The sequence below is a fragment of the Francisella philomiragia genome, from assembly GCF_018135955.1.
In the GTDB taxonomy this organism is placed as follows: Bacteria; Pseudomonadota; Gammaproteobacteria; order Francisellales; family Francisellaceae; genus Francisella; species Francisella philomiragia.
Genome location: NZ_CP063138.1, coordinates 692,722 through 713,930 on the forward strand (window position 1 = coordinate 692,722; position 21,209 = coordinate 713,930).

Below are 21,209 nucleotides of genomic sequence, written 5' to 3' on the forward strand. Positions count from 1 at the left end.
CGTTTTACAGATTGGTGCAAGAGTTATATTATTCTTATATCTTAAATTCATGGAGTAAAGAAAAATGAACCGAATAAATAATTTTATAAGCTTATGGTTTATGACAGTTTCTGCAGCTCTTATAGCTTTTGGCTCATTTGCACGCAAGTATCTGATACAAATAGATGGGATCTACTTAACCATGTTAGTTTCATTTGTTGGTGGAGGCATACTTATGTGGTGGGTTGTAAGTATTTCTTCCTTTTCAAGGGTTGCTCCTTTCGCTTGGCGTTCAATATTTATTAGGGTGGTGTTTAGTCTATTTGCACAGTTATTTTTCTTTATAAGTTTAAGTAATGGCTCATTATTGATTACCATTTTACTATTTAATACTAGTCCTTTATTTATTCCAGTTATTAGGTTTTTGTTTTATAAGCAGAGTGTTAGTTACTTTAATTTTGCTTGTATTATTATTAGCTTTTTGGGAATTTATCTTATACTGGGTGTTGGAGAAGGTAATGTTAATACATATAATCTTTGCGCTCTTTTTGCGGGAGTTTTAAATGCAGCATCTCAAGTTGTTTTATACAATGCAAGCAAAAAAGAAGATGTGTTTATTATAAATCTTTGGATATATACATTTATAGGAATATTTTTATTGTTATTGCTACCGTTTAACATGTCTGCTATATCTAGCTTAAATGAGGTGTCAATGAAGCCTGTAGTCATTTGGGTATCAGTAGCTATAATTATATTTGGCATTAGTTCACAGATTTTTAGAGTAAAAGCCTTTAAGTACACTAAAGATCCTTCACTAATAGCCCCAGCTATGTATTTTTCAGTAATAGTTGCAGCACTGTTAGATGTTGTGTTTTATGATGGCTCTATAGGTTATATGGAGATGATAGGAATTTTGATGGTGTGTGTTTCGAGCATATTGTCTTTAATAAGAAAATAATAAGAGGAAAAGAAATGAAAAATAAAATCGTGATTGTTGCAGACTTTATAAATGAGATAGTCGATGAGAAAGGTGTTTTTGGAGCTCATAACGCTAAGAGAGTTAAAGATGATAAAACTATGGAAAAGGCAAATCAATTAATTGCATGGGCAAGAGAGAATAATATTATGATTGCTCATGTTAAAGTTGGTTTTAGTAAAGATTATAAGGAGTGTTCAAAAGTTTCTCCTATGTTTAAACAAGCTCCTGAATATGGTGTTTTGCAGTTAGATACTTGGGCAACAGATTTTCATCCAAATATGGACGTCCAAGAACATGATATGATAATTACAAAGCATCGTGTAAGTGCATTATATGGAACTAATCTTGAAGTTATATTACGAGCAAATAATGTTCGAGATGTTATTATTTGTGGAGTATCGACTAGTTATGTGATAGAGTCTACAGTTAGAGAACTACATGATCGTGATTACAGTGTTACAGTTGTAGGTGATGCTTGTAATGCCAGTAGCCAAGAAGCGCATGAAGCAAGTTTGTCAAATCTAAATAAAATTGCTAGAATTATATGCGTAGATAATTTATTGAAGGGAGAGTGTTTTGGTAATTAAACTTACTCCCTTTTTGCTGTACCATGATATAATACACCGTATTGCATATAGAGAGTAAATAATATGAAACAAATAACTTCTTTCTTTGTTGGGACAATGATCTCAATTTCATTATTCAGTTTCTCGTATTCATTCAATGATACTGAGAATTTGCTGTATCTTCAGGCTTACTATAACAAACAAAACGTTGAAAAAGTTAATACTTTTAAGCAAGGTTCCAGAATGTCTAGATATTCAACAAATTTGAAAGTTGACGATTATAGATAATTGTAGTCATAAAATTTTTAAAGCTATTCCAAAATAAAAACTACTCAATTAATCTAATAAGTCTTCCGGTTATCTTAATTTAGCTATATAGTATTTAGTTGATAAAACTATTTATATGGGTATTAATTTAGCTAAGGACTTGTTATGGCATCTATAGATATATCTCCAGATATTAAAAAAAGTTTGTTTGATAAAGATATCGATCGTAAAAAGGCTATACTTCTTACGTTTGTAGCATTTTTGTTTACTGGTTTTCAGTGTGCTATTTATGGCATGTTGACAGTACCGATTTCACAGCATTTTAATATTGATTCTAATACTATTATATTTTTTGATGGTTTCGGTTTATGGGGGCAGATTTTAGCAATGGCGACTGGAGGCATCCTTATCAAAAAATTTAAAGGCAAAAATACTTTAATAGTTGCTGCGTTATTTATGATTATAGGGTCAATTTTATCGATATTTGCTCCAGATATTTATGTTTATACAGCAATGACTTTTATATGTAATATGGCTGTTGGTTATGTGTTAGTCTCATGTAACTATATTGTGATGGGAACTGTAGAGAAACAAGGTGAATCTGAAGGTAAACTTAGCCTTTTAAATGTATTTTTTAGTCTTGGCTTTTTATCTAGTGCTTTTATAGTTGGGAATATTCTTTTTTATACTAGTTGGCAGTCAGTATTTGTGGTTGTCATGGTTTTATTTATCATATTTATATTATTTTTGTTATCTCTTCGAATTAATGAGAAAATTGAACAGGGCGTAATCACTAAAGCAGGAAACACATCACAGCCTAGATTCATATTTTTGTCTAAGCCTATTATTTTAATGGCTATAGCACTATTTTGTATAGTTTATACAGAGCAGATAATGAACTACTATAATCAACCGCATTTACATTTTGATTTGGGCTTTAATATGAAAGATGTAGGTCTGCTAGTGGCTGTTTATACAGGTTCTCAACTTTTGGGTAGGATCTTTTTTGGTAAATTTTTATTACCTAGAGTAAGGATTGAGCGTTATCTTGTGGTGTCAGGGTTAGTTTTTGCTTTTGCGATATTCATTTTCATATATACAAAATCATTTGTCCTAGTACTAATTTTAATGGCTATACTAGGGCTTAGTGACTCATGTATATATCCATCTGTTTTAGGTTATGCAATGGATAAACTTCCACATGTATCAAGTGGAGCAACATCATTTTTAGTAACTGTAGGTGCAATAGGTATTCCGTTAGGAACATCCCTATCTGGTATGCTTGGTAACTTATTAGGGCGTGAGCCTGCAATGTTAGTAGGGCCAGTTATGCTTTTGGTATTGGTTACATTGGTAGTGATTGTACACAATTTAAAAGTCGTGAAATAGTGGGAGTGTTATGTCTAATATAGATCAGATAAAAAAATTTATTCAAAGCTCAAAATGTGTATACAAAAATATAGAGATACCAGAGGGTGGTAGTATTAACTATATGAATGAGGATTTGAAGCCTATCCTTGAAAATAAACTTACATCTGCTCAAGCAAAAATCATACTAAATAAATATCATAAAGCTTTTGATATAGGTTTAACTAAGACAGGTTTTCCTAAAGCAGCGGAAAGAGATACAAACGATGATGCTACAAACTATGATGCTGTATGGGTGCGTGATGCAATTTGGGTGTATTATTACTTTAGTGAATTTAGAGAAAGTGATGCTAAAACTCTAATTAACAAGCTTTATGAATATTATGATTCGCCGGCACAACAGAGACGTTTTGAAGATATCATAGCAAATTTAGAGTTAGCAGCAGATAAAATGGCTGTTCCTCATATCCGTTTTGATAGCTCTAGTGATTGCTATGATGATGTGATGATAAATGGTAAACCACAAATATGGAACCATAAGCAGATGGATGCTCATGGACTTTTTTTGTTAGCTCTAAAGGATGCTTATCAAAAACAGATATTTAATTTAAATGATTCAGAATTGTTAGCGTTTTTAGAGAGGTTTTTTGGCTTCTTAAAGGCAATAAAATATTATGAATATGCTGATGCAGGTGCATGGGAAGAAATTGATAGGGTAAATACAAGTAGTATTTCTTTGGTGGCGAATGCTGCTAGGCAATGGAAAAGTATTTTAGATAATAAAAACCTTAAGTTATCAGTAAATTTACAACAGCTAAGTGATTTAGGTATAAATAAAGTTAAAACTCAAATAGCTAGAGGTGGTGAATCACCACTTTATGATGCGGATGATATTTGTTACCGTGAGAGTGATGCTGCGATGTTGCATATTTTTACACCATACTTTAGTGATGATTTAGAATTTGCTGAATATCAAAAAACTTTAGCTCTAGTAGGAGATCTTGTCCGTGATTATGGAGTGATACGTTACAAAGGGGATAGTTATCAATCTGGTAATTTTTGGTTTGAAGATGATAGTATAGCAAAAGAAAGCTTAACAGATGATGCCTCAAGTGTAGAAGAATTTGCAAAAAGAGCTAAAGGTAGATTTGAAGATTCTGAAGCGCAATGGTTTTTTGATAGCATGTTAGCTTTAGCGATGATGAATCTATATGATAAATATTCACAAGAATTTAACAAAGATAAGTATTTTAATAAAGTTGCTTGGCATCTCAAAAGAGCTTTAGCTCAAATGACAGCTAGTGATTATATAACAGCAGATGGACAGCCCGTTAATGCAGAACTGTTACCCGAGAGTATAAATGTTATTATTTTTGATGAGAAAAGGTATTATTTACCATCTCCTATTACTCCACTTAATTGGGCGAAAGCTTCATTAGCAACAGCGCTTAAAAAATTTAGTAATTATAATATTGAATAAAAGCCAAAAATTAGAATGTCCAACTTTCTAATAAAACACTTATTCTAATCTTATTATTAGTCTTTAATTGATTAAGTACTACTACTAATGTAAAATTCCTACGTTTAAAAATTAAAAATTTTCGGGAGAAAAAATGAGAAAGTTACTATTATCATTATCTGCAATTGTATTATTTGCATCAACTTCATTTGCAGAAGGTGCTGAGCAAGCAGCTGGTAGTCCAATAAGCTCAATCTTAATGCTTGTGGTATTTTTTGCAATATTCTGGTTCTTGTTAATCAGACCGCAACAGAAAAAAAATAAAGAACTACGCAAAATGTTATCTGAGCTTTCAAAAGGTGATGAAGTTGTCACAAATGGTGGTATGATAGGAAAAATCGCTAAAATTGATGAGTCTTTTGTAGACTTAGAAATTGCAGAAAATGTTGTTGTTAAAATTCAAAGAAACGCAGTAGCTAATATTTTACCTAAAGGTGCTACAAAAGCTTAATAAGCTAAATTTCTATAAAGTCTTTTAATTTTTTTCTTTTTAGTAAAGGAATTTTCAATGAGTAATAACAGAAGCCTACCTATAAATCAATTTCCTTTATGGAAGAATCTTTTGATAGTGATTGTATTAGCTCTAGCACTTTTCTATGCCTTACCAAATGTGTTTGGTAAAAGTCCAGCTTTACAGATATCTCAGAAAGATGGTAATGTAAGTGCACAGCTTGTCAAAAGTATCGAAGATACTCTTAATACTGACAAAATTGTATATCAAAAAGCTGAACTATCCGATGATAAAAGTAATGTTGCCATTATCTTCAAAGATGTCGAAGAGCAGCTAAAAGCTAAAAAAGCTCTGAAAGAAAGCCTAGGGGATCAGTATATTATAGCGATGAATATGCTTTCGAATTCTCCAAGCTGGTTGTCTGCGCTAGGCGCTAACCCTATGAACTTAGGATTAGATTTACGTGGTGGTATGTATTTGATGTTAGAAGCTGATACAAATACTGCGATTAATGCTCAGTTAGATAATTCTTTAAGTACAATTCTAAGTACTGCGAAAGATAATAATATAAATATTGTTGGCTCTACAAAAGCTGAAGAGAAATCAATAGTAAAAGCTCCACAAGATTATATAGATAATGGTTTTGTTTCTGTTACTATGGCAAACTCAACAGGTGTTGATCAGCTAAAACAATATTTGAATAATGAATTTAGAAAAACGCAAGACCCTAATATAATTTATAGTGTAAAAGATAATACGGTATTTATATCTTATAATAGTGCAAAAATTTTACAACTTAGACAAGATGCTATATCACAAGTTGTGACAGTTATGCGTAATCGTATTAATGCTTTAGGTGTTGCAGAAGCATCTGTGGCTCAGGCTGGTGATAATCGTGTAGTAATTGAAATACCAGGTATGCAAGATGCGACTCAGGCTAAGCAAATTCTAGGTGGTACATCCACAGCTAGTTTTTATTTAGTTAGTCCTGTTACAGATAGGTTAGCTGCAGAAGAGCAGGGTTATAAGGTTTATGCTTTAGATAATGGTAGAGGCTATCAAAGTTACTATAGTCTAAGAGGAGCACCTGTAGCTGGAGGAGCTGATATTATTGGCGCAAGTCCTTCTATCGATCATCAGACGGGTACTCCGATTGTTATGGTTGAGTTAGATAGAAGTGCAGCAAGCCACTTTAGACAAATAACAGGTAAGAATATTGGTAACCCAATGGGTGTAATGCTTGTTAATACAACTTATGAAAAAGTTAAAGATAAAGATGGTAAAGAGAATAATGTAGTAAATAAAACTGAAAAGCTAATCAACGTTGCTACAATTCAGTCAGCACTAGGATCTCAGTTCCAAATTACAGGATTAAATCAAAAAGAAGCAAATAATCTTGCGTTGATGATTAAATCAGGTGCGCTACAAGTGCCAGTACATATAGTACAGGAAACACAAATTGGTCCAAGCTTAGGTAAAGATAATATCGAAAAAGGTATGTTATCTATTGTGGTAGCTCTGATTGCAGTTATAGTCTTTATATTAGTTTATTATAGAGTCTTTGGTGTTATAGCTAATATAGCTCTTGTAATGAACTTAGTATTGATTGTTGCTGTGATGTCAATCATACCAGGTGCTACACTTACATTACCTGGTATAGCAGGTATTGTACTAAACTTGGGTATGTCAATAGATGGTAACGTGCTTATATTTGAGAGAATCAGAGAAGAAATTAGAGCAGGTATGCCACGCCAAAGCGCGATTCATATTGGCTACGAAAAAGCATTTACAACTATTGTAGATTCAAATATTACAACTTTGATTGTTGCTGTTATTTTATTCTTCATAGGTAGTGGTGCAGTCAAAGGTTTTGCTATAACTCTAATGATAGGTATTGTAACATCTATGTTTACATCAGTAACTGTCTCTAGAGCAATGACAAACTTTGTGTATGGTAAGAGAAAGAAATTAGAAAAAATTTCTATAGGTATATAATTTTAGGTTGGATTTATAATGGAATTTTTTAAACAAAAAACAAATATAGACTTCTTAGGAATAAAAAAATATACAACAGCTTTCTCTGTTCTAATGATTGTTGTGTCATTATTTTTCATATTCACAAAAGGACTAAATCTTGGTTTAGATTTTACAGGTGGTTATCAGGTACAGATTCAAGCAACTAGTGTACAAAACTCAGCAACAATATCTGAAAAATTGGCTAAAGTTGGTTTTGAACATACTACAGTTACAACTTTTGGCGAAAATAGTAATTATCTTATTAAGTTCACACCAGATGAAATTAATTCAAAAACTAGTAGTTTAGATAGTGCTCAACAGTATCTTAAACAACAGGTTGAGAGCTCTCTAGATGCTAAAGTTTTGAGTGTTAATTATATCGGTCCACAAGTAGGTAAAGAGCTTGCTAGTAATGGTGTTTTAGCAATCATAATTGCGATGGTATGTATTTTGATATATATCAGTGCTAGATTTGAGATGAAATTTGGTATTAGTGCATGTGTTGCGTTGATACATGACCCTATTGTGATTCTGGGCATATTTGCAGCATTTCAACTAGAATTTGATTTGACTGTGTTAGCAGCTATATTAGCAGTGATAGGTTACTCACTAAATGACACAGTTGTAATCTACGATAGAGTGCGTGAAAACTTTAGAAAAATGCGTAATGCCAATGTAGTTGAAGTAGTTAATAAAAGTATTAACGATACTTTATCTAGAACAATTTTAACTTCTGGATTAACGATGTTGGTTGTAGTTGTGCTTTATCTATTCGGTGGTAGCTCTGTGCATAACTTCTCATTAGCTTTAATTTTGGGTATTGTAGTTGGAACATACTCATCTATATATGTTGCAGGTGTTGTGGCTGTAGCACTAGGTTTAAATAGAGAATCTTTGCTTCCTAAGCAAGTATCAAAAGAAGATATGCCAATACTTTAATATTTATTAATGTCTCTTATATAGTCAAATAGTGTATAATTTAAATGAGAAATTGAATTAAGGATTAATAAATGAGAAAAATAATATTAGCTTCGTTAGCTATATCTTTGGGTATGTCATCTAGTTTTGCAATGTCAAAGAGTGAACCTGCACAAGCTCCTAAAGTTATTGAGGCTTCGCAACAGTCAGACAAGCTTGTAGACATATATGCAAAGGATGATCAGTCTTCTGAAGTGACTGGGCAAATTTATTTCAAAAGCCAAGATAATTACAACATTTTTTATTGTAAGCAAAATAACTGGTGTGAAGTGGTTAATAAAGACAATGGCAATACTGGTTGGATAAGCTTGGAGCAGTTAAAACAAGCTCAACAAAAAGTTGCTAAAATAATGCAGAAGAAAAATGCAGTTAAAAGATTAGAGGAGTATATGGTTATTCAAGATCAAAAAATTGCTCAATTATATGCGATGATGACTCAACAACAGCAAGAATTTGCTAAAATTATAGAGCAACAACAAGCTCAAATCAATCAGTTGAAGCAGGCATATTACTACCGATAGTATATTCTTGTCTTATGGGAGCTATATGACCACAAAAAAATTATTACCAGTTGCAAAAGGCAAATCGTTACCAGTTGTATCTGATAATAACCTAAATTCATACCTTAACTTTGTTAACTCATTGCCGATACTATCTGTAGAAGAAGAGCAGGAACTTGCTAGACGCTATAAATATCAAAAAGATTTAGATGCGGCACAACAACTTGTTTTATCGCATCTACGTTTTGTTACTAAAATCGCGCGTAATTTTTCGGGTTACGGCTTATCGATAGCAGATCTTATCCAAGAAGGTAATATTGGTCTTATGAAAGCTGTGAGTAAGTTTGATCCAGATCAAGGTGTTAGATTAGTATCATTTGCAGTGCATTGGATTAAAGCAGAGATGCATGACTATGTTCTTAAAAACTGGAAGATTGTTAAAGTAGCTACTACAAAAGCTCAGCGTAAGCTATTTTTTAACCTCAGAAGTAGTAAAGATAAGATTGGTTGGTTAAGCTCAGAGGATATCAAGCAATTAGCAGAAGAGCTAGGTGTCAAAGAAGAAACTGTTATCGAAATGGAAAAGAGAATGTGTCAAGGTGATGCAAGTCTTGATTTACCATATACTGATGATGAGGGTGGGCAGTCTAATCAGCAAAGCTTATATCTAGAAGATAAAACATCAAATATAGAACATCAAATAGTTCAACAAGATTATTATGATAATTTTAAAGCAATAGTAAAAGATGTAATAAGTGGTTTTGATAAACGTACAAAAGATATTATCATATCGCGCTATTTACTTGATACAAAAGCAACTTTACAAGATCTGGCCGCTAAGTATAATATTTCTGCCGAAAGAGTACGACAAATCGAAGAAGAAGCGCTTGTTAAGCTCAGAAAAGCTATCAAAAATAAGTCTTAGTTTTTATTATTGTGGATGGTTAATTATTCAAAAAAATAGTACCACTTATGTTAATATAATCATCAATATAGTTTTTATTTATTTGTTAAATGAAAGATTTTATACCTAAAGTAAAATCAAAAGTAAAACACTCAGTCTATCTAGATGGTTCAAAGAGTATATCTAACAGATCTTTGATAATTGCTGCTATGGCACAAGGTCAAACAACATTTGAAAATCTGCCTAATAGTGCTGATGTATTAGCATGTGTCGGCGCGTTAAAAGAGCTAGGCTGCCAACTAAAGCATAATCAAGAATCTAAAACTTTGGTTATCCAAGGGTGTATTGGAAAATTTGCCAACTCGAATGCAAAAATATTTTGTAATGAGTCAGGTACTTTGACAAGATTTATAATTCCTATGTTGGCTATACAAACTGCAGGTCAGTACTATGTATATGCAAAGCAAAGAATGATGGATAGACCGTTAGCAGATCAGTTAATACCACTTGAAAAGCTAGGCATGTCAGCACTTTATCATCAAAAAGAGCATGCTATGCCTCTTACAATTGAGGCGAAGTCTTTAAATGGTGGAGATATCGAAGTAGATGGTGCTAAGAGTTCTCAGTTTGCATCAGGTTTGCTTATGGCAGCACCATTTATGACAAAGGGCTTGCAACTAAACTCTATCACAGATCATAAACAACCATATTTAGACATGACAGCTAAAGTAATGGCTGAGTTTGGTATAAATGTAAATATTGATGGAAATATTTATAGTGTAAATAACTCTAGTTATGTTTCTCCAGATAAATATGTTGTTGAGCCTGATGTTTCGACTGCATCGTATTTTTGGGCGTTTGCAGCTATTACAGGTTCAGCTATTAAGGTTATGAATGTTACTCAAAAATCTAAGCAAGGCGATATTAAATTTTTAGAAGTGCTAGAGAAAATAGGTTGTCAGGTTAATTACTTTGATGATGGTATAGAAGTTATAGGTACAGATAGTTTAAGTGGTATAGAAGTTAATATGCGTAATTTTTCTGATACCTTTATGACACTTGCTGCCATTGCATGCTTTGCAAATTCTGATACTCATATTTCAGGACTTAGTCATACTAGAGGACAGGAGTCAGATCGTGTCGATGCTATAGCAGAAGGACTAACAAAGCTTGGTATCTATGTTGAGACAACTCAAGATAGTATCTTAATATCCTCAACAAGAAGTAAATTTAAGCCAGCTGAAGTTGATAGTCATAATGATCATCGTATCGCTATGTCGTTAGCATTGTTAGGATTAAGATATGATGGTGTTGTGATAAATAATGCAGGGGCGGTTAGCAAAACATGTCCTGACTATTTTGATAGAATGAGAAGCTTAGTAGGTTCGTGATGACAAATAAAGAGCGTATTATCACCAGATACTTGAGTCAAAGATGGTATAAGAAGGCTCTTATTATCACAGCTAAAGAGCAAAACTATTTTTATAAGATAAATGTTCTGAAGCTCGTGGCTTGTTCGGGCTATCTAAAAAATGAGCCTCCGCTCGGGTGTGTATTTGATGTTGAGGCTTGGCCCTTTGAGCATAAGTTTTTTGATCTTATCATATTAGATGAGAGTTTTATAAATTGTCCTGCTTTAATGAAAGCAATATTCAATCAGCTTCATTTCTGTCTAGCAGATGATGGTGAAGTTATTGTCGCTTGTTCAGGCAGTATTAGCCTATACAGTTTATTATCTAGATTTATCTCAAATGGTTTTATTAGTAAGCGAGTTAGGTTAATAAACTATACTGGTAACTTTATAGTAAATATTTTCAAAAGAATTTTTAGTAAATATTTTGTAGTGGTTTTTAAGAAAGATAATTACTTCTCCGTTGATCCGCTTAGTGTCGGAGAGCTAATCAAAGAACCTACAAAGTCAGAAGTGGCTAAAATATACAGTGGTGGTTGTGCTAAGGAAGTATATGGGAATTTTCACAAAGAAAAATAATGTAATTGCTTATACAGATGGAGCATGTAAAGGTAATCCAGGTATAGGTGGTTGGGGAGCTATCTTGAGTTATAACGGTGTTGATAAAGAGATTTATGGTGCCGAAAAAGATACAACAAATAATCGAATGGAGCTAATGGCAGCAATCAAAACTCTACAAGCGCTAAAAAGAAAATGCGATATAACAATCTATACAGACTCTAAGTATCTTCAAAATGGTATTAACCAATGGTTAGCAAATTGGAAGGCTAATGGTTGGAAGACAGCAGCTAAAAAAGAAGTCAAAAATAAAGATCTCTGGCAAGAGCTAGATAGTTTGACAACTAAACACAATGTAACTTGGAGCTGGGTAAAGGGTCATAGTGGTAATCAAGGTAATGAAAAGGCTGATGAGTTGGCAAATAAAGCAATCGCTGAATTGACAGGAAAATAAATATGAATAATTACTCTAATAAAAAAATTCTAGTTTTATATACTGGTGGTACTATCGGGATGATTAGTACTGAGCAAGGCTATGATGTTGAAGCAGGCTATCTGACAAAAACAATCGCTGGGATTAGAGATTTTTATCATTATGATATGCCAGAGTTCGAGATCAAAGAGTATAGTGATCTTATTGATTCATCAAATATTGATCCTAAAAGATGGATTTCGCTAGCACAAGATATATTGGATAATTATGCTAATTATGATGGTTTTGTGATTTTGCATGGTACAGATACTCTTGCTTATACGGCATCAGTATTATCTTTTATCTTGGATGAAATTGATAAACCAGTTATTGTTACAGGCTCACAAATACCAATCTCCAAAATCAGGTCAGATGCTATAGCAAATATCCTTAATAGTCTAATTTTTGCATGTAATGATAATATCAAAGAAGTTTGTGTCTATTTTAATCAAAAGCTAATGCGTGGTAATAGAACTACGAAAATATCAGCGACAGATTTTGATGCTTTTGGATCTCCGAATTATCCTACTCTAGCAAAAGTTGGTATAGACATCGCAGTCAAGCAAAAGAGATTATGGCAGAGACAAGAGTCATTTGTTGTACCAAATTTAGATACATTTACAATTCCTAAAGTTGCAATATTACAAGTTTATCCTGGTATGAATAGTAATATGCTATCAGCTTTTGTTGAGCAACCACTACAGGGATTAATCCTCAAGACTTATGGTTCTGGTAATATGATGAATGATCCAGAAATTTATGCGACTCTCAAGAAGGCTAGTGATAGGGGTATTGTGATAGTGAACTGTACGCAGTGCTTGTATGGTAGTGTCAAAATGGCTACATACAAAGTTGCAAGAGGGCTGATTGATGTTGGTGTGATTTCAGGTCATGATATGACTGATGAAGCAGCGTTTGCTAAGCTTTTTTATTTACTAGGTCAGTCTAATATTTCTCTACAAGAGATCAAAAATGCTTTTGATACTTCTTTGCATGGCGAAGTAACATTGCTATAGCAATTATAAAAAATTGTTTATTTTATAGTACTAATATAGTATATTAATACATGAAAAAAAATTCACTTATATATAAGGGGACTAATAATGAGCAATATTTCTGAATTAATTAAAGGCAACAGAGCTTGGGCTGAACAAATCAAAAAAACTAATCCTGAGTTTTTTGAAACTCTATCAAAAGGCCAATCTCCAGAATATTTTTGGATAGGTTGTTCTGATAGTCGTGTACCTGCTAACCAAGTTTGTGGTTTGGTTTCTGGTGATGTTTTTGTACATCGTAATGTTGCAAATGTTGTCTCACTTACAGATTTAAATTGTTTGTCGGTGTTGCAGTACGCGGTAGAAGTTTTAAAAGTCAAAAAAATTATAGTATGTGGTCACTATGCTTGTGGTGGTGTTGAGACTGTTGTTAAAGATAAGAGCTATGGCTTGATTGATAACTGGCTAACATCTATACATGAAGTTAAAGAACAGAATAAAGAATTTATTGAAGAAGCTCTAGCTTGCTATAAAGGTAATGAAGAAGAGTATATGAAGAAAAAAGTTGACATGATGTGTGAGTTAAACGCGATTCATCAAGCTTTAAATCTTTGTAAAACTACAGTTGTTAAGAATGCTTGGGCAAAAGGTCTTAATTTCACAATTCATGCAGCTATTTATGGCGTAAGTGATGGTAAATTATTTGAAATTGGTGGTGGGGTAGGCTCCAGAGAAGAGATGGATATTATCTATGTAGAAGCTCTCGAAGCTATCAAATCTAGATATTGTCAACCTGAAGCTTGCTCACTGTAACTCTTAATTTTCTATAGAAAAATCCTATCATTAATCATATTATATAAAATATAATGTGATTAAAAATCTCCCAAATGTCATATTCTGAAGCAGATACTAAAGCAAAATTATAAAATAAATATACATATTGCTTCAGGTTTGGTTATGCTTGGGAGAGTTCAAAATGAGCTACCAATAGAGTTTTTTGATACTTTTGAAAGAAATAATATTATTTTTACAATAGAATATGTTGATTATACAATAGCTATAAGCTTTAAAACGTTGTTTGATGAGTGGGTTAATGAGATTAGTCACAAAGATAATCAGATGTTTAATTTTTAAAATACAAATAGAAAAAACATTTCTTTTTTTCTAAGGTGTTTCTTATTTTCTCAGCCTTTTTAGTTATATTTGGGGGGGATAGGCTTATTTAATATCAACAGTTATACAAAAGTTTTTATAAAAAAATTAATGAATTTGCAAAATTACTCATCAATATTATTAACTGAAAAAGATAGAAAAGAATATAAAAATTTATAAGACAAAGAAAAAATATAAATTGATAAAATCTATCTTTGTATTTGTGGCTAACTTAGTTATAGGCACACTACTTACAGTTTTAGCAAATAAGTTTTTTAGGATGTATAAATCCATTTCGACTCTAATTATAAAAATGAGGGATTGCACTTACGAAAAATCCTACCCCGTCAGCTAGCGACTGCTACCCCTTCAATATTTTAATGGGAATTGGTTTTTAGCTAAAATTTGAGTTATTCCCCTTCGAGTGTCGAAGGGGTGGCCGCGAAGCAGGTCGGGGTAGTTATAAATCAAGCAAAATACCGCTGAGATAGATAAGCTAATAAACGAGATTGAAAGTATTCTATAGAGATATTATTTTTCTATCTAATATTTTATACAAAATATAGGCTATTAAAGCTGTTGTAATATTGATAAAGAACACAGCTTCAACGTATTGGCTGTAAATCTGACCACTAAATAGCGTAAGAGCATCTAATAATGTATAAATAGCAAAAAATATTAAACAAGCCGCTTTGAACTCTCTACTTTTAAATAGTGCTAAAATTGAGAATAAAAAAATTGCTAACTCAAAGATTCCAATCTGAAAAACAGCAGGGGTATAAATCCATCCTTGAAATTTACTAATACTATCCCCATCTACTAAATATGTAAAACTGTTGATACAAGAGTACAGGCTTATATTGGAAACAATAAAGTAGTTAGCATAGATGTTTGCATGATGTTTACCATATATAATACTAGAGTGTAAAAATGCTATTATAAAAGGTGATATTAATAAACAAATACTTATAATTACAGTTACCATAAGTCGCTTAAATTTGTAGAAAATAGCTAGATTTTACAACAAATGCTTTGGCTTGTCATATATTTAATAATAAACATATAGACAATCTAATAGATGATAGTTAAAATTTGCTACTAGAAAATCGTTAAATAAATAAAAGGAAAACTTAATAATGCAAGTTACTGTAGAGAAGAAAGAAGGTATCCATTGTTCACTATTGATCGAAGTACCAGCTAATGAAGTTGATAGTATCGTTACAAAAGAAATTAACAAAACAGCAAAAACTATCAAGATGGATGGTTTCAGACCTGGTAAAGTACCTGCTGGTATGGTTGAGAAGAAGTATGGTGAGCAAATCCGTATGGAAGTAACCTCTGACTTGATTCCTCAAAAATACTCAAAAGCTATTCAAGATGAGAAATTAGCTGTAGCTGGTATTGAAGTAGAGTTAAAAGAAAATAAAAAAGGTGAGCCTCTTAAGTTTGTTGCTAATCTTGAGCTTTTCCCAGAGTTTGAAGTTACTGGTTTTGAAAAAATTGAAGTCCAAAAGCCTGTTGTTGAGCTAACTGACAAAGAAGTTAAGCAAATGATCGAAAATCTTAGAAAACAGTTAGCTACATTCTCAGAAGTAGAAAGAGCTGTTCAAAAAGATGATAAAGTAGTGATTGATTTTGTTGGTAAGAGAGATGGCGAAGTGTTCGAAGGTGGTTCAGCTAATGATCAAGAATTAGTAATTGGTTCTAGTCAAATGATCCCAGGTTTTGAAGATGGTATCATCGGTATGAACAAAGATGAGCAAAGAACTATCACAGTTACTTTCCCAGAAGAGTACCAAAACAAAGATCTAGCTGGCAAAGAAGCTACTTTTGATATCACTGTTAAGAAGATTCAAGAAGCTCAATTACCAGAAGTTGATGATGAGTTTGTTAAGAAGTTTGGTGTTAAAGGTGGCGTAGATACTTTTGAAGATGAAATCAAAGAAAATATGCAACGTGAGCTTAAGTTCATTTTACAAAGAAAAGTAAAAGATCAAGTCTTCAAAGGTTTAAGAGAAATCGCTGAGTTTGAGACTCCAAAAGCTCTAATCAAAAGAGAAATTGATGCAGCTAAACAAAATTTAGTTAAACAAATGGGTGGCGGTCAAAACTTTGATGTTAACCAATTACCAGATAACTTATTTGAAGCTAATGCTAAGCAAAAAGTTGAGACTAGTCTAATACTTGACAGTATTATAGAGTCTCAAAAATTCCAAGCTGAAGATGCAGAAGTTGAGAGCTTATTAGATGAGTTAGTTCAAGCTTATGAAGAACCAGAAAAAACTAAAGAGCAAATCAAAAAGAATGATAGAGAAATTTTAAATCTTAAAGGCTTAGTAATTGAAAATAAGCTAACTGATTGGGTACTATCTCAAGCTCAAGTAACTGAAAAGCAAGAAGATTTCTTCGAAGTTATTAAAGAAAATATGCAAGCTCAACAAGCTGGTTTCTAAACTAGCTTATAAAGAGAGGTTATAAATGATAACTAACAACTTAGTTCCTACTGTGATCGAAAAAACAGCTGGTGGTGAGAGAGCTTTTGATATTTATTCAAGACTATTAAAAGAGCGCATAGTTTTTTTAAATGGTGAGGTAAATGATCATTCAGCTAACTTAGTGATTGCACAGCTACTTTTTTTGGAGTCAGAGGATCCTGACAAAGATATATATTTCTATATCAATTCTCCGGGTGGTATGGTTACAGCTGGTATGGGTGTGTACGATACTATGCAGTTTATCAAACCAGATGTGAATACTATTTGTATCGGTTTGGCTGCTAGTATGGGATCATTACTATTAGCAGGTGGCGCAAAAAGTAAAAGATATAGCTTACCAAGTTCACAGATCATGATTCACCAGCCACTAGGTGGTTTCAGAGGTCAAGCTTCTGATATAGAAATTCATGCAAAAAATATTCTGCGTATCAAAGATAGATTAAATAAAGTTCTAGCTCATCATACTGGGCAGGATTTAGAAACTATAGTCAGAGATACTGATAGAGATAATTTTATGATGGCTGATGAAGCAAAAGAATATGGTCTTATCGATCATGTGATTGAGTCTCGTGAAGCAATTATTAAATAATTAAAGGAAGTCTAATTTAATAAGATGGCTAAAATTCTATACTGTTCTTTTTGTGGTAAATCACAACAAGAAGTCAAAAATATTATCGCAGGCCGTGATGGCAATATCTGTAATGAATGTGTCAGTAAATGTGCAGATAAAATCCATAATGCGACAGGAACTTCTGCAGAAGATGTATCATTTGAGAAGTTACCTAAGCCAATTGAAATCAAAAAATATCTAGATGATTATATTATTGGTCAAGATAATGCTAAGAAAGTATTATCAGTTGCTGTATATAATCACTACAAAAGAATTACTTCAAATACTACAAAGGATGATGATACAGAGCTTAAGAAAAGTAATGTATTGTTAATAGGTCCTACAGGTTCTGGTAAAACATTATTTGCCCAAACATTAGCAAAGCTTTTGAATGTTCCTTTTGCTATAGCTGATGCGACTACTCTTACAGAAGCTGGTTATGTAGGTGATGATGTTGAGAATATCATTGTTCGCTTATTACAAAATGCTGATTTTGATGTTGCCAAAGCTCAAAAAGGTATTATCTATATTGATGAGATAGATAAGATCGCACGTAAGTCTGAAAGTGCATCGATAACTCGTGATGTATCAGGTGAAGGTGTTCAACAAGCACTATTGAAGCTTATAGAGGGAACAGTGTCATCTGTACCTCCTAAAGGTGGTAGAAAACATCCAAACCAAGATATGATTCAGGTTGATACTTCAGATATATTGTTTATCTGTGGTGGAGCTTTTGCTGGTATCGAAAAAGTTGTTAAGCATAGAATGGATAAAGTTAGTATTGGATTTAATGCGGATGTTATCCAGCAAAAAAATAGCCTAGATACTGAAAAATTAATGCAGAAAGTAGAAAGTGAAGATTTGACTAGATTTGGCCTTATTCCTGAGCTTATTGGGCGTTTACCAATTGTTACAGTTCTTAATGAGCTTAAAGAAGAAGATTTGGTTAAAATTCTTACAGAACCTAAAAATGCTTTAATCAAACAATACGTCAAACTGTTTAAGTTTGATGATGTGGCTATTGAATTTAGTGATCAAGCTCTTGTTGAGATAGCTAAAAAAGCAATAGCTAAAAAGACAGGTGCGAGAGGCTTGAGAACAATTCTTGAAAATGTGCTTCTTGAAGTAATGTTCCATGTACCATCATCGGATGATATTGAGAAAGTTATCATTAATGATAAAGTCATATTAGAACAAGAAGAGCCAATTCTTGTGACAAAAGCACAACAGCAAAAACAATTAAAAGAGATAATCTAAAAAATCTACAGGAGAATGTAAGTTTATGTCAGAAGTCCTAAATGTCGTTCCTGTTATTCCTTTAAGAGATGTGGTTATATATCCTTCGATGACTCTGCCTCTAAACGTAGGTCGTAAGAAGTCTATAGAAGCTGTCAAGCAGGCATCTAATAGTTATAATAATTATATCTTATTAGCTACGCAAAAGAATGGCTCTAGCTCAGGTGATGTTGTAGATAATATCTATGATATTGGTACTTTAGCTAAAGTTGTTCAAATTATGAAACTTCCTGATGGTAGTTTGAAAATCATAGTTGAAGGTATAGCTAAGAGATTGGTAGCTAAATATGAAAGTATTGATGGATGTATCTATGCAAATTTAGATAGTCTTCATATTGATGATAATTATGATCCAAGTCAGATTGATAAAGAGCTAAAAGCGATTTTGTTATCAATAACTGATTCACTTAAAAAATTTGTTGATATCAGTGGTAAAGTATCAAAAGAATCTTTAGCTACGCTTATAAATACAGAAGAGCCTCATAAGTTTATATACGAGATCTCAACTATTCTAAATACTGAGATTGCCAAAAAACAAAAAATTCTAGAAGCTACAGATATTAAAAATAAAGCTCTATTACTTTTATCTTGTTTATATGAAGAGTTAGAAATTCTTGAATTAGAGGCTAAGATCAAAGATAGAGTTAAGTCTCAAGTAGATAAAAATCAGCGTGAATACTATCTAAATGAACAAGTAAAAGCTATTTACAAAGAACTTGGCGAAGCTGATGAAGAGTCAGAAGTAACGGCGCTTAAGAGTAGAATAGAAGCTACTAAGATGTCAAAAGAAGCTAAAGAGAAGTGCTTAAAAGAGCTTAAGAAGCTTAAAGCAATGCCACCTTCTTCATCTGAATCTGCAGTGTCTAGAAACTATATTGAAACTATACTTTCATTACCATGGGGCAAAAAAGCAAAAGTTAAAAAAGATATTAATTTAGCTGAAAAGGTTCTAGAGAAAGATCATTATGGTATCAAGAAGGTTAAAGAAAGGATTCTTGAGCATTTAGCTGTTCAGATCAAAAGAGATACTAATGCAAAAGCGCCTATTCTTTGTTTAGTAGGACCTCCAGGAGTTGGTAAGACATCTATTGGACAGTCTATTGCTAGAGCAACAGGGCGTGAGTATGTGCGTATGGCTTTAGGTGGCGTGCGTGATGAATCAGAAATTAGAGGTCATCGTCGTACATATATCGGCTCTATGCCTGGTCAAATTATCCAAAAGATAATTAAATCCAAAACTGAGAATCCTCTTTTCTTACTTGATGAGATAGATAAGATTTCGTCAGACTTTAGAGGAGATCCATCAGCAGCATTATTAGAGGTGCTTGATCCAGAGCAAAATAGTACATTTAATGATCACTATTTAGAAATTGATTATGATTTATCTAAAGTAATGTTTGTTGCTACAGCAAACTCACTTGATATAGATCCTGCATTACGCGATAGATTAGAAATTATCCACTTATCAGGCTATACTGAAATTGAAAAGCAAGCGATTGCTAAACAATATCTAGTACCAAAAGCATTAGAAAATAATGGCTTAACAAAAAATGAGATTAATTTCACACCTAAAGCAACGCTTGATATTATTCGATACTATACAAGAGAAGCTGGTGTAAGAAATTTACAGCAAAAAATAGACGGCGTGTGTCGTAAGGCTGTTAAAAATCTTCTTAAAGATCCTGAGCATGGTAAAGTCTCTATTACTCAGAACAATCTTGAGGATTATCTTGGTGTACATCAGTTTGATTATGGTATCAAAAATGCTAAACCTAAGGTTGGTCAAGTCACAGGTTTAGCATGGACATCTGTTGGCGGGGAGCTATTAACTATAGAAGCTCTGGCAATGCCTGGCAAGGGTAAAGTCAAATATACTGGTAGTCTTGGTGATGTAATGAAAGAATCCATTGATGCTGCTTTTAGTGTTGTACGTTCGATATCGAAAGACTATAAGTTAGAAGATGATTTCTACGAGAAAAAAGATATACACATACATGTTCCTGAAGGTGCTACACCAAAGGATGGTCCAAGTGCTGGTATAGCAATGACTACAGCTTTGGTCTCTGTATATACAAACAAGCCTGTTAGAAATGATATTGCGATGACTGGAGAGGTTACTCTACGTGGAGATGTCTTAGCAATAGGAGGTCTTAAAGAGAAGCTTTTAGCTGCATTAAGGGGAGGAATTAAAGAAGTTTTGATTCCTAAACAGAATATAAAAAATTTAGCTGATGTTGATAAAGAAATACTCGAAAAACTCGAAATTACACCTGTAAACAACATAAAAGAGGTTTTAGAGAGAGTTTTTTGATGTTAAAGTATTGAAACACCACATTTTTAGTGTTATAAACTTAAATGACACTTGTCGATTATGTATAAATAAAGGAGTTTAAGACATGAATAAGAGTGAATTAGTAAGTGCTATAGCTAAAGAAGCAGATGTTACTAAAGAAGTTGCGAGCAACACTCTAGATGCTACTATTGCTGCTGTAACTAAAGCTTTAAAAAACGGTGATAGCGTTACTCTAGTAGGTTTTGGAACTTTTCAAGTAAAAGAAAGAAGTGCTAGAGAAGGTAGAAATCCTAAAACAGGTGAGACGATTAAGATCGCAGCTTCTAAAGTTCCAAGCTTTAAAGCAGGTAAAGGTCTTAAAGACGCTGTAAAATAATAAAAAATTACAAAAAAAGTAATT

22 protein-coding genes are annotated in these 21,209 nt (G+C 32.8%); 21 read left to right on the plus strand and 1 reads right to left on the minus strand.

Features of this window, described 5'->3' with window-relative positions:
- The first annotated feature begins 64 nt into the window (after nt 1-64).
- The 16 genes from IMS64_RS03325 to IMS64_RS03400 all read left to right on the plus strand — a co-directional run bounded on the left by IMS64_RS03325 (nt 65) and on the right by IMS64_RS03400 (nt 14,097).
- Nucleotides 65-937, plus strand: coding sequence for a DMT family transporter (locus tag IMS64_RS03325; RefSeq protein WP_211490896.1), 873 nt, complete (start codon nt 65-67; stop codon nt 935-937).
- Nucleotides 938-951: 14 nt separating this feature from the next.
- Complete coding sequence (locus IMS64_RS03330) at nt 952-1,545, plus strand: cysteine hydrolase family protein (RefSeq protein ID WP_211490897.1); 594 nt, start codon at nt 952-954, stop codon at nt 1,543-1,545.
- Between the two features lie 63 nt (nt 1,546-1,608).
- Nucleotides 1,609-1,812 (plus strand): hypothetical protein, encoded by a 204-nt coding sequence (locus IMS64_RS03335; protein ID WP_211490898.1) that lies wholly within the window; start codon nt 1,609-1,611, stop codon nt 1,810-1,812.
- A 144-nt stretch (nt 1,813-1,956) separates the two neighbouring features.
- Nucleotides 1,957-3,180: an MFS transporter gene (locus IMS64_RS03340; RefSeq protein WP_211490899.1), complete on the plus strand. Its 1,224-nt coding sequence runs from the start codon at nt 1,957-1,959 to the stop codon at nt 3,178-3,180.
- A 10-nt stretch (nt 3,181-3,190) separates the two neighbouring features.
- Nucleotides 3,191-4,639: a hypothetical protein gene (locus tag IMS64_RS03345; protein ID WP_211490900.1), complete on the plus strand. Its 1,449-nt coding sequence runs from the start codon at nt 3,191-3,193 to the stop codon at nt 4,637-4,639.
- Between the two features lie 133 nt (nt 4,640-4,772).
- Nucleotides 4,773-5,129, plus strand: coding sequence for a preprotein translocase subunit YajC (gene yajC / locus IMS64_RS03350; protein WP_004287533.1), 357 nt, complete (start codon nt 4,773-4,775; stop codon nt 5,127-5,129).
- Nucleotides 5,130-5,186: 57 nt separating this feature from the next.
- Complete coding sequence (secD, locus tag IMS64_RS03355) at nt 5,187-7,124, plus strand: protein translocase subunit SecD (RefSeq protein WP_211490901.1); 1,938 nt, start codon at nt 5,187-5,189, stop codon at nt 7,122-7,124.
- Nucleotides 7,125-7,142: 18 nt separating this feature from the next.
- Nucleotides 7,143-8,084 (plus strand): protein translocase subunit SecF, encoded by a 942-nt coding sequence (gene secF, locus IMS64_RS03360; RefSeq protein ID WP_211490902.1) that lies wholly within the window; start codon nt 7,143-7,145, stop codon nt 8,082-8,084.
- 71 nt (nt 8,085-8,155) lie between these two features.
- Nucleotides 8,156-8,644: a hypothetical protein gene (locus tag IMS64_RS03365; RefSeq protein WP_211490903.1), complete on the plus strand. Its 489-nt coding sequence runs from the start codon at nt 8,156-8,158 to the stop codon at nt 8,642-8,644.
- A 25-nt stretch (nt 8,645-8,669) separates the two neighbouring features.
- The gene (gene rpoH, locus IMS64_RS03370; RefSeq protein WP_211490904.1) at nt 8,670-9,548 is read left to right on the plus strand and encodes an RNA polymerase sigma factor RpoH; all 879 of its coding nucleotides are present in this window, start codon (nt 8,670-8,672) and stop codon (nt 9,546-9,548) included.
- Between the two features lie 89 nt (nt 9,549-9,637).
- Nucleotides 9,638-10,918 carry a 3-phosphoshikimate 1-carboxyvinyltransferase gene (aroA, locus tag IMS64_RS03375; protein ID WP_211490905.1) on the plus strand — a complete coding sequence of 427 codons (1,281 nt, stop codon included), beginning with the start codon at nt 9,638-9,640 and terminating at the stop codon, nt 10,916-10,918.
- Complete coding sequence (locus IMS64_RS03380; RefSeq protein WP_211490906.1) at nt 10,918-11,517, plus strand: class I SAM-dependent methyltransferase; 600 nt, start codon at nt 10,918-10,920, stop codon at nt 11,515-11,517. Before aroA ends, IMS64_RS03380 begins: the two co-directional genes overlap by 1 nt.
- Entirely contained in the window at nt 11,492-11,950 is a 459-nt protein-coding gene (gene rnhA / locus IMS64_RS03385) for a ribonuclease HI (RefSeq protein WP_035722521.1), read from the plus strand. Before IMS64_RS03380 ends, rnhA begins: the two co-directional genes overlap by 26 nt.
- 2 nt (nt 11,951-11,952) lie before the next feature.
- Nucleotides 11,953-12,984 (plus strand): asparaginase, encoded by a 1,032-nt coding sequence (gene ansA, locus IMS64_RS03390; protein WP_211490907.1) that lies wholly within the window; start codon nt 11,953-11,955, stop codon nt 12,982-12,984.
- An 87-nt stretch (nt 12,985-13,071) separates the two neighbouring features.
- The gene (locus tag IMS64_RS03395) at nt 13,072-13,776 is read left to right on the plus strand and encodes a carbonic anhydrase (protein ID WP_004287542.1); all 705 of its coding nucleotides are present in this window, start codon (nt 13,072-13,074) and stop codon (nt 13,774-13,776) included.
- Nucleotides 13,777-13,920: 144 nt separating this feature from the next.
- The gene (locus IMS64_RS03400; RefSeq protein ID WP_211490908.1) at nt 13,921-14,097 is read left to right on the plus strand and encodes a hypothetical protein; all 177 of its coding nucleotides are present in this window, start codon (nt 13,921-13,923) and stop codon (nt 14,095-14,097) included.
- Nucleotides 14,098-14,635: 538 nt separating this feature from the next.
- Here the strand turns inward: IMS64_RS03400 and IMS64_RS03405 are convergent.
- Nucleotides 14,636-15,100 carry a DUF6790 family protein gene (locus IMS64_RS03405; protein ID WP_211490909.1) on the minus strand — a complete coding sequence of 155 codons (465 nt, stop codon included), beginning with the start codon at nt 15,098-15,100 and terminating at the stop codon, nt 14,636-14,638.
- Nucleotides 15,101-15,251: 151 nt separating this feature from the next.
- On the opposite strand from IMS64_RS03405, the gene tig reads away from it, so the two are divergent.
- From tig to IMS64_RS03430, 5 genes are all read left to right on the plus strand, one after another.
- Nucleotides 15,252-16,568, plus strand: coding sequence for a trigger factor (gene tig, locus IMS64_RS03410; protein WP_211490910.1), 1,317 nt, complete (start codon nt 15,252-15,254; stop codon nt 16,566-16,568).
- 25 nt (nt 16,569-16,593) lie between these two features.
- Nucleotides 16,594-17,199 carry an ATP-dependent Clp endopeptidase proteolytic subunit ClpP gene (gene clpP / locus IMS64_RS03415; protein WP_014715261.1) on the plus strand — a complete coding sequence of 202 codons (606 nt, stop codon included), beginning with the start codon at nt 16,594-16,596 and terminating at the stop codon, nt 17,197-17,199.
- Nucleotides 17,200-17,223: 24 nt separating this feature from the next.
- Nucleotides 17,224-18,477, plus strand: coding sequence for an ATP-dependent Clp protease ATP-binding subunit ClpX (gene clpX / locus IMS64_RS03420; RefSeq protein ID WP_035735441.1), 1,254 nt, complete (start codon nt 17,224-17,226; stop codon nt 18,475-18,477).
- A 25-nt stretch (nt 18,478-18,502) separates the two neighbouring features.
- Nucleotides 18,503-20,827, plus strand: coding sequence for an endopeptidase La (gene lon / locus IMS64_RS03425; protein ID WP_211490911.1), 2,325 nt, complete (start codon nt 18,503-18,505; stop codon nt 20,825-20,827).
- 85 nt (nt 20,828-20,912) lie between these two features.
- Complete coding sequence (locus IMS64_RS03430) at nt 20,913-21,185, plus strand: HU family DNA-binding protein (RefSeq protein WP_004287553.1); 273 nt, start codon at nt 20,913-20,915, stop codon at nt 21,183-21,185.
- Nucleotides 21,186-21,209: the final 24 nt, after the last annotated feature.